At 56.7% G+C, this 13388-nt stretch carries 15 protein-coding genes; 5 read left to right on the top strand and 10 right to left on the bottom strand.

The window, feature by feature from the left end; genetic code table 11:
* Window positions 1–14 precede the first annotated feature (14 nt).
* From ggt to speB, 4 genes are all read right to left on the bottom strand, one after another.
* On the bottom strand, window positions 15–1607 hold the full coding sequence (gene ggt, locus HGP12_RS28280; RefSeq protein ID WP_168843921.1) for a gamma-glutamyltransferase: 1593 nt from the start codon (window positions 1605–1607) through the stop codon (window positions 15–17).
* A 17-nt stretch (window positions 1608–1624) separates the two neighbouring features.
* Entirely contained in the window at window positions 1625–3007 is a 1383-nt protein-coding gene (locus HGP12_RS28275) for an aspartate aminotransferase family protein (RefSeq protein WP_168843920.1), read from the bottom strand.
* 123 nt (window positions 3008–3130) lie between these two features.
* Window positions 3131–3973, bottom strand: a complete 843-nt coding sequence (locus HGP12_RS28270) for a lysine/arginine/ornithine ABC transporter substrate-binding protein (RefSeq protein ID WP_168843919.1) — start codon at window positions 3971–3973, stop codon at window positions 3131–3133.
* An 82-nt stretch (window positions 3974–4055) separates the two neighbouring features.
* Window positions 4056–5102, bottom strand: a complete 1047-nt coding sequence (speB, locus tag HGP12_RS28265) for an agmatinase (RefSeq protein WP_168879955.1) — start codon at window positions 5100–5102, stop codon at window positions 4056–4058.
* A gap of 184 nt (window positions 5103–5286) precedes the next feature.
* Between speB and HGP12_RS28260 the strand changes: the two genes are divergently transcribed.
* From HGP12_RS28260 to HGP12_RS28240, 5 genes are all read left to right on the top strand, one after another.
* Window positions 5287–5985, top strand: coding sequence for a GntR family transcriptional regulator (locus tag HGP12_RS28260; RefSeq protein ID WP_168843917.1), 699 nt, complete (start codon window positions 5287–5289; stop codon window positions 5983–5985).
* 33 nt (window positions 5986–6018) lie between these two features.
* The gene (locus HGP12_RS28255) at window positions 6019–6744 is read left to right on the top strand and encodes an ABC transporter permease (RefSeq protein WP_168879954.1); all 726 of its coding nucleotides are present in this window, start codon (window positions 6019–6021) and stop codon (window positions 6742–6744) included.
* Window positions 6744–7442: an ABC transporter permease gene (locus HGP12_RS28250; protein ID WP_168879953.1), complete on the top strand. Its 699-nt coding sequence runs from the start codon at window positions 6744–6746 to the stop codon at window positions 7440–7442. The genes HGP12_RS28255 and HGP12_RS28250 overlap by 1 nt, the downstream gene beginning before the upstream one ends.
* Window positions 7443–7460: 18 nt before the next feature.
* Window positions 7461–8267, top strand: a complete 807-nt coding sequence (locus HGP12_RS28245) for an ABC transporter ATP-binding protein (RefSeq protein WP_168879952.1) — start codon at window positions 7461–7463, stop codon at window positions 8265–8267.
* A gap of 287 nt (window positions 8268–8554) precedes the next feature.
* Window positions 8555–8860, top strand: coding sequence for a hypothetical protein (locus HGP12_RS28240; protein ID WP_168879951.1), 306 nt, complete (start codon window positions 8555–8557; stop codon window positions 8858–8860).
* A gap of 240 nt (window positions 8861–9100) precedes the next feature.
* On the opposite strand, the gene HGP12_RS28235 is transcribed toward HGP12_RS28240, so the two are convergent.
* Genes HGP12_RS28235 through HGP12_RS28210 form a run of 6 tightly spaced genes read right to left on the bottom strand, consistent with a single transcriptional unit; the run spans window position 9101 to window position 13333 of the window.
* Window positions 9101–9907, bottom strand: coding sequence for an IclR family transcriptional regulator (locus tag HGP12_RS28235; protein ID WP_168843912.1), 807 nt, complete (start codon window positions 9905–9907; stop codon window positions 9101–9103).
* A 17-nt stretch (window positions 9908–9924) separates the two neighbouring features.
* Entirely contained in the window at window positions 9925–10314 is a 390-nt protein-coding gene (locus HGP12_RS28230) for a RidA family protein (protein WP_168843911.1), read from the bottom strand.
* A 15-nt stretch (window positions 10315–10329) separates the two neighbouring features.
* The gene (locus tag HGP12_RS28225; RefSeq protein WP_168879950.1) at window positions 10330–11100 is read right to left on the bottom strand and encodes an amino acid ABC transporter ATP-binding protein; all 771 of its coding nucleotides are present in this window, start codon (window positions 11098–11100) and stop codon (window positions 10330–10332) included.
* Between the two features lie 12 nt (window positions 11101–11112).
* Window positions 11113–11772, bottom strand: a complete 660-nt coding sequence (locus HGP12_RS28220) for an amino acid ABC transporter permease (RefSeq protein WP_168843909.1) — start codon at window positions 11770–11772, stop codon at window positions 11113–11115.
* A 4-nt stretch (window positions 11773–11776) separates the two neighbouring features.
* The gene (locus HGP12_RS28215) at window positions 11777–12439 is read right to left on the bottom strand and encodes an amino acid ABC transporter permease (RefSeq protein WP_168843908.1); all 663 of its coding nucleotides are present in this window, start codon (window positions 12437–12439) and stop codon (window positions 11777–11779) included.
* A 54-nt stretch (window positions 12440–12493) separates the two neighbouring features.
* On the bottom strand, window positions 12494–13333 hold the full coding sequence (locus tag HGP12_RS28210) for a transporter substrate-binding domain-containing protein (protein WP_168879949.1): 840 nt from the start codon (window positions 13331–13333) through the stop codon (window positions 12494–12496).
* Window positions 13334–13388 lie beyond the last annotated feature (55 nt).

Below are 13388 nucleotides of genomic sequence, written 5' to 3'. Positions count from 1 at the left end.
ATTCCAATCTTTTGTCAGTAGCCGAGAGCACAGCCGTCTTTTCGATGATCGGAAGCGCCCAACAGGGTGTTGTTTTGATCATCGATCCAGATCGCCTGCGCGCCGCCAATCGCCCAATTCGGTGCGACAATCTTGAAACCACGGGCTTCAAGGCCAGCGCCAATTGATGTGCGCAAAAGCGCTTCGATTTCGATGGTGGCAGTGCCGGGGAGCGGGAAGAGGCGAGGCAAATCAATTGCGCTCTGGAGATCCAGCTCAAAGTCGAACAGCTTGGAGAGGAAATGGGCGTGGCCCATCGCCTGGTAGTGCCCGCCCATAACACCGAATGACAAAACGGCTCTGCCTCCACGCGTGACCAGCCCGGGGATGATCGTGTGCATCGGCCTTTTGCGCGGCCCTATCGCGTTTGGGTGGCCGTCCTTCACGACGAAGCTCTGGCCGCGATTGTGAAACAGGACGCCGGACTTCGGCGCCATCAGACCGCTTCCATAGGGATGGAAGATCGAATTGATGAAGCTTGCTACATTCCGTTCCTTGTCGACGACGGAAATGTAAACAGTGTCCGAATGCTCAACGCCGTCGATCTCGGCTTTGGCGTTCGCCACGCTATGCATATCGATCTTGGCGGCAAGATTGTCGGCGAGTTTGTCCGACAAGAGAAAGTCGACCGGAATATCGGAGACTGCAGCATCGGCTACCCACCGATCGCGTGCCGCATATGCCAATCGGGTCGCCTCGACTTCAACATGCAGATTGTCGGCGCTCAGGGGATCCCCTTTGCGCTCAAACCGTTCCAGAATCTTCAGGATCATCAGAGCGATGACACCCTGCCCGTTGGGAGGGCATTCGTGCACCGTCCATCCCCGATATGTCGCGCTGATAGGCTTGACATACTCGCCGGCGGCGGAGCCAAAGTCCTCAAGCGTGTGTAGACCGCCAAGCGACTTCAGCCGCGTCACCATGTCCTCGGCCACGGGACCGCGATAAAATCCGTCCCGCCCTGAAACGCCTATTGCTTCCAGTGTTTGCGCCAGTTCGTGCTGATGCTGAACCGCTCCAACCGGCGGGGCATGATCATTGGTCAAGAAAATGCGGCGCGTCGAAGGATCGCGGAGCAGCAGATCGCGCTGGTTCGAAATGTCGACCGCCACCCGTGGCGTGATTCCGTAGCCCTCGCGCGCCAGTGCAATGGCTGGAGCGAGGATTTCCGCCATCGACATTCTTCCATGGTCGGCGACAAGACGCGTCCATGCGTCCACCGCGCCGGGAATAGTCACAGCATGCGGTGATGATCGTTCGATCGACGCGATCCCATTGTCTTTGTACCAGTCGAAGTGCGCTGCCGCCGGCGTGCGTCCGGAGCCGTTATAAGCAACGACTGCATCGCTCCCATTCGACGCCAGCAGTGCAAAACAATCGCCGCCTATACCGGTGGAACCTGCCTCGACCACGCATTGGACGGCACAGGCACCCACCGCAGCGTCGATCGCCCTGCCACCGCTCTTGAGTATCTCGATGGCGGTCAACGTCGCCATTGGATGGGAGGTCGCCGCCATTCCATTGCGGCCGACAGCCATCGACCGTCCCTGCATTTCGAAATTTCGCATACCGTCTGATCCTTCAATCAATAGAGACCATTCGCCCTCGCCCAGCTGTAGGTGTCATCCAGGGCTCGGGTGGAACGGTCGAATAATTCGTTGATCTGTGCCGCGGTAATGATCAGCGGCGGGCAAAGCGAGTAGTTGTCGCCGAGCGCGCGCGTGATGACGCCACGAACCTGAGCCATCTTGCCTGCATGAGTGGCAATGCCATCGGTGGGCTTGAACGGCTCCTTGGTTTCCTTGTTGCGAACCAGTTCAAGCGTCCCGATCAGGCCGCGTCCTCGCGCATTGCCGACGAGTGGATGTTCGGCAAGTTCGTGCAAACGCCGCTGAAATACCGGTGCGACGTCCTGGACATGGCCGACAATATTGCGCTCCTCATAGATCCTGAGTGTTTCCAGGGCTACGGCTGTCGCAACCGGATGACCGCCATATGTGAAACCATGGCCAAATGTTCCGATCTTCTCGCTTTCCGAAACGACTGCGGAATGGATTTTTTCGTTGATCATCAAAGCCGATATCGGCTGATAGGCCGCCGAAAGCTGCTTGGCCATGACGATCATGTCCGGGCGAAGTCCGAAACTTTCGGAACCGAACATCGTGCCCAGCCTGCCAAAGCCGCAGATGACCTCGTCAGCGATCAGCAGCACTTCGTATTTTTTGAGGATCTCCTGGATCTTGTCATAATAGGTCGGAGGCGGAACGATGCAGCCACCGGACGCCATCAGCGGCTCGGCGAAGAATGCACCGATGGTTTCCGGGCCTTCGGCGAGGATCAGCTTCTCAAGCGAGTCGGCGCAACGTGTTGCGAATTCCTCTTCGGTTTCGCCTGGTTGGCCGTAGCGGTAGTATTCCGGGCAATCCGTATGAAGCACGCGATCGATGGGCAGATCGAAATCACGATGGTTATTCGGAAGTCCGGTCAGGCTCGCCGAGGCGATGGTCACGCCGTGATAGGCCCGCATCCGCGAGATAATCTTCTTCTTTTCCGGCTTGCCGATCGCGTTGTGATAATACCAGACGAGTTTCATGGCCGTGTCGTTGGCCTCGGAGCCCGAATTGGCGAAGAACACCTTCGACATCGGGACCGGTGAAAGCTGGATAAGCCTGTCGGCCAGCTCGATGGCTGTCTCATGCGATTTGCCGCCGAAGCTGTGATAGAACGGCAATTCCTTCATTTGGCGCGTTGCTGCATCGACCAGACGCTGTTCGCTAAAGCCGAGCGACGCACAAAACAGCCCCCCAAGACCTTCGATATATTTATTGCCTTCGCTGTCGATGATGTGGATTCCCTCACCCCTGGCAATCACCAGCGGGCCATCCTTCAAATGCTGTGACGCGTTGGTATAGGGATGGAGAACAAACGCGGCGTCGCGAGATTCCAGGGAGTTGAGAAGAATGGTCACAGTGGTTCTCCGAATGGTAGGTTTGTTTCGACAGCGCGATGCTGGGCAAGGCTTCGTCAGTCAGCCGGTGAGACGTCGCCCGCACCGGCTGCTCTTTGCTCTCAGGCGGGCTTTCGCTCCGCATCAATCAAGAGTTGTCTTGATCCATTTTTGCGAAAGTTTGTCGATCGTGCCGTCCGCTTTGGCGGCTTTGATCGCCGTATCAAACATCGACTTCAAGACCGTGTCGTCCTTGCGAAGGCCTGCGGCGATGCCCTGCCCAAAAACCCCGCCTTTGAATGTCGGACCAGCGATCGTGTAGTCCTTGAAATCGTCCTTGCCGAGCGTTGCTGTCAGAGACGTTTTCTGTGCAATGACGGCGTCGATGCGACCAGCCTGAAGATCCAGATCATGCTGCTCGACGGTCTTGTATTCTCTCGGATCGACGACGCCCTTGAAGTAGGTGTCGAGAAACGTGGCATTTGCGGTCGATACCTGGGCGCCGACGGCCTTGCCTTTGAGAGCGTCGCGAAGCGGCTGCAATTCCTGCTCGACCTTCGCTTTGTCACCAGCCAGATCGACCGTCGTCCCGGTCCCTGGAAGCTTCGCAAGCGGACCTGTTTTGTCGACCATGAAGGCCGCCGCCGTTGGCGCATAGGGTTCGCTGAACGAAATGACGGCAAGACGCTTATCGGTAACGATCATCGAGGCCATGATGGCATCGAACTTTTTCGCGTTGAGCGACGGAATGAGGCCGTCCCAATCCTGGGCAACGATCGTGCACTTGATCTTCATGCGAGCGCAAAGGTCGTTGGCGAGATCGATCTCGAACCCGGCGAGCTTGCCGTCGGGGCCGGTGAAATTCCACGGCTCGTATGCGCCTTCGGTCGCAATGGTGATTTCGGTTGGTTTTGTCTCGGCGACGGCAGCGCCGGCCGACAAAACGCCGAGCAGGGCGGACGTCAGCAAAAGTTTCGATAGTTGCATTTGCATTCCCCTTTTTGTTGTACCCTGCCCCTCTTTTGCGAGACAAGGCTGTTACAGACTCCGCGACGTCCTGCTCCGATTGCTAGGACGTGCGAACCTTGATTGCCTCGGCCGCTAGGCAGAGGATTTCGAATAAGACCTGAGCTGCTATCTGTGCCGTGTTTGTGGTTGGATCATATTGCGGAGCGATCTCGACGACGTCGCCGCCAACTATATTCAAACCCATGAGGCCGCGCAGGATTCCCAGAGCCTGAGCGGAGGTCAATCCGCCGACTTCGGGCGTGCCTGTGCCCGGCGCAAAAGCCGGATCAAGAGAGTCTACATCGAAGCTGATGTAGGTCGGGCCAGGTCCGACGATTTCTCTCGCCTTTGCGATTACGGCTTTTAACCCTTGGTCGCCGACGTCTTCCGCATGTATGACGGTCATGCCGGAGGCATACGAGAATTCCCACAGATATTCGGAATTTCCTCGAATTCCGATCTGAACCGTCCGCCTTGGATCAAGGACACCGTCAAGAACCGCTTGGCGAAAGGGGCCGCCGTGATGGAATTTGCAGCCCTCAAATGAACCGCCCGTGTCGCAATGTGCGTCGATATGGATCATCCCCACGGGTCGATCCTTGCCGACAGCCCTTAGGATCGGAAGGCCGATCGAATGATCGCCGCCGACTGCAAGCGGCACGACGCCGGCTTGCATGATCCCGCGCACAAATTTCTCGATATCTTCATGCGACGCCGCAAGATCAAAGCGGCTGCGGAAGGGAACGTCGCCAACGTCAGCAACGCGGGCATGGGCGGCTGGTACCGCATGTAGGACATGGTCATAAGGACCGACCCGATCGACATTGCGAACGGCTCTCGGCCCGAACCGTGCGCCTGATCGGTTCGTTACGCCAAGATCCATCGGAATTCCGAAAAGCGCGATGTCGATACCCGCGAAACCGGGCGACGCATCAGGACGATAAGGAGCCTTCAAAAGCGTTGGTACGCCACAGTAAGGAGCCTGACGGCTGTCGCCCTCCCCGAAGACCAGTTCGGCAACCTCTCGAAACCCCGGATCAAACATCTCGCCGCCTGAGACGTTCGAAAAGCGTTTCCGCAGTTCTTCCAGACTTAGAATCTCAGGCATCGGGCCTCCATTTATCCTGTACCCACATTTTCAAGCCGCTTCCAAAAACGCAGATGAAGAGCCATTGCTTGTTGTGGCCAATATTGTATACATAATCGTATTCTTCTTGATCGAGCAAGAGGGAAAAAGTTATGATGACGCTTGGAGGCCTGGCAAATGGCCCAAAAGACGGAAGGGGAATTAATTGGCATCGACCAAAACGGAACAGCGAGTCTCATTGCGTGAGAGCACATACTCGCAGCTGAAGGACCTGATCCTCAGTGGCCAACTACGACCCTCGGAGCGCCTGTCTGAAAGCACACTTGCCAAGCGCTTTGGCGTCAGCCGAACGCCGTTGCGCGAAGCGCTTATGAAACTTGAAGAGGAAGGGCTGATCGTCGGGCAAAGGAACCTCGGCTACACGGTCACCGATCTGGACATCACCAAATTCTGCAATCTGTTGGTTGTTCGCGAGGCACTCGATGTTTGCGCGGCGCAGCTCGCCTGCGAGACGGCGACGGAGGAAGACCTTGATCGGCTTCGGGGCGTAATTGCCCAGATGGTAGAGCTCAAGGAGACGACTAACGAGGCGCCGTCCGACGCGGCCCGTAACCTCGACCTTGGCCTACACATCCATCACGTCATCGTGGAGTCAACTCGCAACGAAGCGCTGGTAAGGGTGACCGACCAAGTCTACCAGCAGCTTCGTTTGGCACTGTGGCTCGAAGTTCTTTGGGTCGATCTCGAGCATACTGATCTCGATGAGCATCAGGCAATCGCGGACGCTATCTGTGCACGCGACCGCGAGGCCGCGGCAAATGCAGCGCGTGCTCACGTTCAAAGCTCCCTCAAGAATATGTCGAAGCTCCAGCGCATTTGGGCGCATCGGCGAGCTGCCGACTGAACCGAAGCTGGTCTTTTACAAAGAGGTTCACGCATGGAGCTTATCGATAGTTACCTCTCACTCGTCGGCTTCGGACAGACGGGGTGGGGTTCGCTCCTTCTGACGGCAGCGGCCATGACAATTGGCGTTTCCGTATGTGGCTTTCTGGCTGGAACGATCATCGGCTCAATTGTCACCTTCATGCAACTGTCCCGGCACATGGCGGTTCGCTGGTTTGCCGACTGTTACACGACGGTTCTACGCGGCGTGCCGGACCTTCTGGTCATCTATCTTTTCTATTTTGGCGGAAGCGCCTTTCTCGGCTCTGTCGGTGGCCTGTTAGGTTATCGTGGATTCATAGGAATGCCTCCCTTTTTGACAGGGACCTTGGCACTTGGTGTGGTCTCGGCGGCTTATCAAGCTGAAATCTTTCGCGGCGCCTTCAGATCGGTTGCACGCGGCGAAATTGAAGCAGCCAGCGCCGTTGGCATGCGGCCGTGGCCGAAATTCAGACGCATCGTCGCGCCACTCGTGCTTCGCTACGCCATTCCGGGCCTTGGAAACACTTGGCAACTTGTGCTGAAGGAATCAGCATTGATTTCTGTGACGGGTCTTGTCGAACTCCTCCGCCAATCGCAAATCGCCGCGGGATCCACGCGCCGTCCGTTCGAATTCTACCTCACAGCGGTCGTCCTCTATCTCGTTGTAACCTGGTTCTCCTCGATTCTGTTCAGGAAAATGGAAGCTCGGACAACTCAAGGGATCAGGAGGGCGTTGTGATGGATATTGGCTTCATGTGGGAGACGCTCCTCACTTTAGTAACCGGTTTGCCGCTGACCATCGAACTTGCGATCACCTCCATCCTGGCGGGGAGTGCCTTGGCGCTTGCCATCTCGCTCTTCGCAGTAACAGGCGGCGCAATCGGCCGAACCGTAACCCGCGCCTATGTCTTCGCATTCAGAGGTTCACCCCTTCTTGTCCAAATGTTCCTGATCTACTACGGCCTGGGTCAATTCCGGCATGGGCTGCAGGACCTTGGCGTCTGGTGGTTCTTTCGTGAACCCTACTGGTGTGCCGTGTTGGCACTGACACTGAATACTGCCGCCTACTGCAGCGAAATCTTTCGAGGTGGCCTGCAGGCGGTCTCCATGCAACAGGTTGAGGCAGCGCGCGCTTGCGGCATGTCGGGCATCCTATTGTTCAGACGGATCATTCTTCCGATTGCCGTCAGGCACGCACTGCCTGCCTATGGCAACGAGATCATCCTGATGGTCAAGGCAACGGCACTTGCGTCTGTCATCACCATCATGGAGGTCACCGGTCTCGCGGGAAAATTGATCGCTGACAGCTTTCGGGCTTTCGAAATCTTCATCGTCGCAGGGGCGATCTACCTTGCGATCAATTTCGTCGTCACGCGTATGCTCATGGTGGTCGAATTTTGGCTTTCCCCACATATGCGTATGCGGCCGCAATCTTAACACGTAACGGGAGTGCGCATGTCCGTCAGGGGAACAGTTTTGGCCAGCGATAACATACAAAAATGCGCTGCCGTTTCGGTCAAAGACCTCAGAAAATGCTTTGGCCCGTTGGAGGTTTTGAAAGGTGTTTCGCTGGAGGCCCACGAAGGCGACGTTGTATCGATCCTGGGTTCTTCCGGCTCCGGCAAGTCGACGATGCTCCGATGCATCAACATGCTTGAAGTGCCTGACAGTGGGGAGATACGTATTGGCGGCGAGATGTTCGCTTTGAAAAAAGGCCGCCACAGAACCGAGCCCGCTAACCGCAGCCAAGTAGATCGACTGCGCGAACACATTGGCATGGTGTTTCAGAGCTTCAATCTTTGGTCACATATGACCATTTTGGAGAATGTGATCGAGGCGCCGGTGCACGTACAAAAACGCGATCGTGCTGAATGCGTTGCGGAAGCAGAAGCGCTGCTCGAGCGGGTTGGAATCGCCGACAAGCGGAATTTCTATCCGGCGCATCTATCCGGAGGCCAGCAACAACGCGCTGCTATCGCCCGCGCTCTCGCGCAGCGGCCCAGGGTAATGCTCTTTGATGAACCGACTTCTGCGCTTGACCCCGAACTCGTCGGTGAGGTCCTGAAGGTGATGCGCTCTCTTGCTGAGGAAGGTCGAACGATGTTGGTCGTCACACACGAAATGGCGTTTGCGCGAGACGTGTCCAATAAAGTTGTTTTTCTTCACAAGGGTGTCATTGAAGAGACGGGAGAGCCGGCGGAACTATTCAAACGTCCGAAATCCGAGCGATTTCGTCAGTTTCTCGCAAACGAACGAATCTGAAGAAGTACAACTTTACCGTCATCTGGCCGTGCCTTACGTTTTCGCCCCGGTCGGACACGGAAGAGAACACCGCCTCTATCTGTGTTCGCACAATGACCGGGGATAGGCCGCGATTCCACGGTCGACCGCGATACCCGAGCACTTAAGCAGATTAATAGTAGCCGCCAGCTCGATTGGAACTGGACTCTTGCGCTCTAATTGATACGATAAATCATCGTCACAGACCAATCCTATATGCCGTGACGACCGAGGGCTCATGCGTGCTCCCGCCTGCAAGGATAGGAGGAGTGAACATGTCCCTTACACCGTCCCCAGACATACCACAGGATCCGCAACTTCGCGCCCTTCTTCGCCAGTGGGCTAGCAAGCTTGTCGATTCGGAAGTGGCTGCCGATCGTGTCGTTCAACGAACCATCAATGTCATTTGCGACAGTCCCGAGCTTCTGGATGGCGCGCAAATGAATGAAGCACTCTTTGCGATCTTGCGCCGGTACGCCTTTGATGAAAACGACTTGAAGGCGAGCCGACAGATTACGGGCGCAATGCCAGATCTTGGTCGAGTCTCGGACAAGGAAGGCACCAAGTCCAATTAGTGCCACTGTTAGGGCCTGCTCGAATAGACAGCAACGCCTCTAAGCTCGGCTTTGTACAAAATCGAGCTAACGCCAAAGCTACGCTGTGCTGCCTCTGCAATTTTGAAACTGAATCAGCACGATTGCCATTGAAGTTATCCGCCAGGAGCCGGGCTCGCTCCGGTGATCCTCATGAAAAGACGATGATCGCTATCTCAGCCCTCTTTCCGATCATTAAGCCAGAACATTTTGAACGGCGGCTCAACGGAGCGCGATGGACTTGTCCCGTTCAATGTGAAAGCCCAGTTTCTCAGAGATTTCATTGGCTGCTGTCGCCAGGCTTTGAAGGTAGATGTTGCGGTTGCGAAGGCCATCTTCGCGTGGGGCGACGAGGCAGAGCGTGGCTATGCAGGCTCCCCCGGCCTGATGGATCGGAACTGCGAAGCAATGGGTGAAATTTTCAACTTCACTATTGAACGTGAAGAAACCGTCGCGACCAGCCTGGCGCACCTGGCCGATGAACTCGGACGGCTCCATCTGCCTCCCATTGGGAAGGACAAAATCCTCCGGCGGGATCAGATCGATAATTTCTCGATCGGTAAGATGCGACACCAATAGGCGTCCTGAAGCCGTCCAGGGGATCGCAACCGGTTCGCCGACATTTGACGAAATGCGGAAAGGCCGGACACCTTCGCGCATCATGGCAACCGTATATTTCCTGCCTTCAAGCAGGCACATCTGCGCCGTTTCGCGTGTTTCCTCGGCCAGCCGCACCAGCATGCGATCACATTCGCGCATCCAATCGAATTGTTCGGCATAGGCTGTTCCGAGAAAGTACAGGCGACGGCCGAGATAAACACGGCCGTCATTCCCCTGGTAATCGAGCATGCCATGGCGCAAGAGAAGATTGACCAATTCATAGACCGACGATCGGGGAGCCCCGATTTCGGACGCGATCTCGTTCGGCCGCATGGGCTGTCGTTTCACGCGGAGAAATTCAAGAATCTCGAAGGCGCGATCCAGTCCCCGGGTGCGTCGCGATACTGTATCGCTTGCGGCCTCGGTCATGCTCTCTCCAATCCTTGTCAGGCGCGATCGGCGCGGTAAGCCACGCAATCAACCTCGACCTTGCAGTCGACCATCATGCGCGATTGAACACAAGCGCGAGCCGGCGGGTTCTTGCCGAAATACTCGGCATAGACACCATTGAAGCTCCAGAAATCGCGTGGATCATCAAGCCACACGCCGACGCGCACGACATCTTCCAAGCTGTAGCCGGCTTCATTGAGGATCGCAATCATGTTTTCGATTGCCTTTCGGCTCTGCCCGATGATGCCGCCAGGCACGATCTCGCCCTTTTCCATCGGCACCTGGCCGGATACATAAAGCCATCCCGCGGCTTCGGTGGCGCGTGCAAATGGCAGCGGCTGGCCGCCCGCGCCGGTCTCACCCGCACCGTAACGCTTGATCGTCATATTCTTTCTTTCCTTTTAGTTGAAGCTTGAGTTTTTCAGGAATTCGGCAAGCCGCTCGGTTTTGGGCTTGATGAACATTTCCTTCGGATCACCCTGCTCGCAGATCACACCCTGGTTCATGAAAATCACCCGGGACGAGACTTCATAGGCAAAGCGCATTTCGTGCGTGACCAGCAGCATGGTCATTCCATCCGCGGCGAGCCCCTTGATCACCTGCAGCACTTCGCCCACCAGTTCCGGATCGAGTGCGGAGGTCACCTCATCGAAGAGCATCAGGCGCGGCGACATCGCGATCGCGCGGGCGATCGCCACACGTTGTTGCTGGCCGCCGGAAAGCTGGCCGGGGTAGTGATTGGTGCGTGCCGAAAGGCCGACGCGGTCGAGCCAGCGCTCGGCGATTGCGCGCGCCTCGGCCTTCGGCATCTTCTTTACCTTGATCAGGCCAAGCATCACGTTTTCAGCCGCGCTCATGTGCGGAAAGAGATTGAATTGCTGGAATGCCATCCCTGTCAGCGCACGCTGACGGGCAATCTCCTTTTCACTCTTGCGCCGGCGAGAACTGCCCTCGATGTGATAACCGATCTCTTCGCCGTCGAGGCTGATCGTGCCCCCCTGAAACTCTTCCAGCATATTCACGCAGCGTAGCATGGTCGTCTTGCCCGACCCGGACGAGCCGATGATCGAGATGACCTCGCCCTCGGCAACCGAGCAGTCGACGCTTTTGAGGACCTCGTGATGACCGTAACTCTTCCGCAGGCCCTTGATTTCGAGAATTGTCTTGGCCATGGCTTGGCCTCCTCACGATGGAAGAGCGGTCTTGCGCTCGATGAACTGACCGAAGCGTTCGATCCCGAAGTTGACGACGAAATACAGAGCCCCCGCAAGAAAGTAGAATTGCAGACTCATGAAGTTGCGGGAGATGATCTCCTGTGAGCGAAGAAGCAGCTCGGCCACCCCGATGACGGACAGCAGCGTCGACGCCTTGACCATCTCTGCGGCGGTGTTGACCCAGGCCGGCAGGAATTGGCGCAGCGCCTGCGGCCAGAGCACCGAGGTGAATGTTTGCGAAAAGGTCAGTCCGATCGCCTTGGCCGCTTCGGTTTGCCCTTTCGGGATCGCCTGCAGCGCACCACGCACGATTTCTCCGACATGGGACGAGCAGAAGATGGCCAATGCCAGCACACCGGCGGCAAAGGGTCCGAGCGCGAGCCCGACGGCACTCGACACATAGTAGCTTGCCAGCACCAGGACGAGAACCGGCGTTCCACGGATCACGTCGGTATAGACACGTATGATGAGACGAAGGACGACATTGCCATAGGCGAGAGATAGCCCGACAAGGACGCCAAGGAGTGAACCCCCAAGAATTGCCAGTAACGATATGGACACAGTCATTGCCAGACCGTTCATGATGACATAACGGGCGATCCAAAGCTGATCTAAAAAGGTCTGTGACATCGACTTACCTCGGCAGCGCCAGCCGGCGTTCAACAAAACGCATGCCGGCGGCGATCAGGAGACAGGTTGCAACATAGAGCGCCGAGGTAACCATCCATGTCTCGATCACGCGGAAGCTTTCGACGTTGATCTTGCGCGCGGCAAAAGTCAGTTCCGGGACAGCAATGGTTGCCGCAAGCGAGGTATCCTTGAACAGCGATATGACTGTCGATGACAAGGAAGGGAGTACATTGCGCAGCATCAGCGGCGCAACGATCGATGTACGAATCTGCATCCCGGTGAGGCCGATCGCAAGCCCGGCTTCCGTCAGACCCCTGGGAATGGACAACAGTCCCGCACGAAACACCTCGGCGAGATAGGCGCCAGAGTACAAGGACAGGACGAGGACAAAGCTTTTGATCTTGTCGAGCCTAAACCCTATTTGTGGCAATGCAAAAAAGGCAAACAGCACAAGCACCAGGATTGGGAGATTGCGGATAAGCGTGACGTAGCAGCGTGCAGGCACCACAGCCACTCGTTGCTTCGAGATCAGCGCAAAGGCCACCAGAAGACCGAGCACGGCACCAATCAACAGCGAGATCACTGCCAGCCCAAGGCTCAGCAGCAATCCGCTCAGGAGAAAATCAAAGTTGCGCCAAACGGCAGCAAAATTCAGCGTGTAACCCATGACAGGCCACCTCCAGAAGAAGGAACGGGAGATACTCCCGTTCCTTTTTGCCTATTACTTGAATTCGACCGGAAAGCCGATCTGCGGAGGTGCCAGGTCTTTGCCGAACCAAGTTTTATAGGACTTCGCATAAGTATCGAACTCGACGCCCGTCATAGCCTCATGAAGGGCGGTATTGACGAAGTTCAGCCAATCCTGATCGCCGCGCTTGACGCCACAGGCATAGGTCTGCGGGTTCCATCCGTAACCGGCATCCTTATACTTGCCGGGGTTTTGGGTCATGTACCAGGCAAGTGACGACTGATCGGTGGCGGCGGCATCGGCCCGGCCGGACTCAAGCGCCTGGTAGATCAGGTCGACGGAATCGTACTGATCGACGGTTGCTTCCGGAAGGGCCGCATGGACCATCGCTTCCGCATAGACATTCTGAAGTACCGAGATCGTCACCGAGGAGCCGGCAGCCTTAAGTGCGGCATAGTCAGCATATTTGCCGTCCGCCTTGAGCATGAGGCCGACGCCCTCGCGATAATAAGGGATCGTGAAAGCGATCTGTTGAGCACGCTCGCCCGTCACGGTCATGAACTGGCAGGTGATGTCGACCTTGTCGGTGGTGATGTTCGGAATGCGCGCGTCCGAGGACTGGTTGACATATTCGATCTTGTCCGGATCGCCGAAGAGAGCCTTGGCGATGATATGGCCCATATCCACGTCAAAGCCCTGGAGCTTGTCGTCAGCGCTCTTGAAATGCCAGGGCGCGTTGGTGCTGCCGGTGCCCATCACGAGATGGCCGCGGGCAAGCACGTCATCGAGCTTGCTGCCGGCGGCCAGCACCGGGCTGCAGAGAATTGCGGTCACGGCCAGCGAGATCAGGCCGGTTCTAAGTGAAATCGACATTGCGGCTCCCCTTTGTAGAGTATCGTTCCCGGTGTCCAAAATTATGGACATATGT

Origin of the sequence: Rhizobium sp. P28RR-XV (genome assembly GCF_012641385.1) — a bacterium.
Classification (GTDB): Bacteria; Pseudomonadota; Alphaproteobacteria; order Rhizobiales; family Rhizobiaceae; genus Rhizobium.
This window is presented reverse-complemented; position numbering and strand designations above follow the sequence as displayed.

Excerpts from the sequence above, each read along its gene's own strand:
- ggt (WP_168843921.1), bottom strand. The coding sequence starts at position 1,607 with ATGCGAAATTTCGAAATGCAGGGACGGTCGATGGCTGTCGGCCGCAAT.
- HGP12_RS28270 (WP_168843919.1), bottom strand. The coding sequence starts at position 3,973 with ATGCAACTATCGAAACTTTTGCTGACGTCCGCCCTGCTCGGCGTTTTG.
- speB (WP_168879955.1), bottom strand. The coding sequence starts at position 5,102 with ATGCCTGAGATTCTAAGTCTGGAAGAACTGCGGAAACGCTTTTCGAAC.
- HGP12_RS28255 (WP_168879954.1), top strand. The coding sequence starts at position 6,019 with ATGGAGCTTATCGATAGTTACCTCTCACTCGTCGGCTTCGGACAGACG.
- HGP12_RS28250 (WP_168879953.1), top strand. The coding sequence starts at position 6,744 with ATGGATATTGGCTTCATGTGGGAGACGCTCCTCACTTTAGTAACCGGT.
- HGP12_RS28245 (WP_168879952.1), top strand. The coding sequence starts at position 7,461 with ATGTCCGTCAGGGGAACAGTTTTGGCCAGCGATAACATACAAAAATGC.
- HGP12_RS28235 (WP_168843912.1), bottom strand. The coding sequence starts at position 9,907 with ATGACCGAGGCCGCAAGCGATACAGTATCGCGACGCACCCGGGGACTG.
- HGP12_RS28230 (WP_168843911.1), bottom strand. The coding sequence starts at position 10,314 with ATGACGATCAAGCGTTACGGTGCGGGTGAGACCGGCGCGGGCGGCCAG.
- HGP12_RS28225 (WP_168879950.1), bottom strand. The coding sequence starts at position 11,100 with ATGGCCAAGACAATTCTCGAAATCAAGGGCCTGCGGAAGAGTTACGGT.
- HGP12_RS28220 (WP_168843909.1), bottom strand. The coding sequence starts at position 11,772 with ATGTCACAGACCTTTTTAGATCAGCTTTGGATCGCCCGTTATGTCATC.
- HGP12_RS28215 (WP_168843908.1), bottom strand. The coding sequence starts at position 12,439 with ATGGGTTACACGCTGAATTTTGCTGCCGTTTGGCGCAACTTTGATTTT.
- HGP12_RS28210 (WP_168879949.1), bottom strand. The coding sequence starts at position 13,333 with ATGTCGATTTCACTTAGAACCGGCCTGATCTCGCTGGCCGTGACCGCA.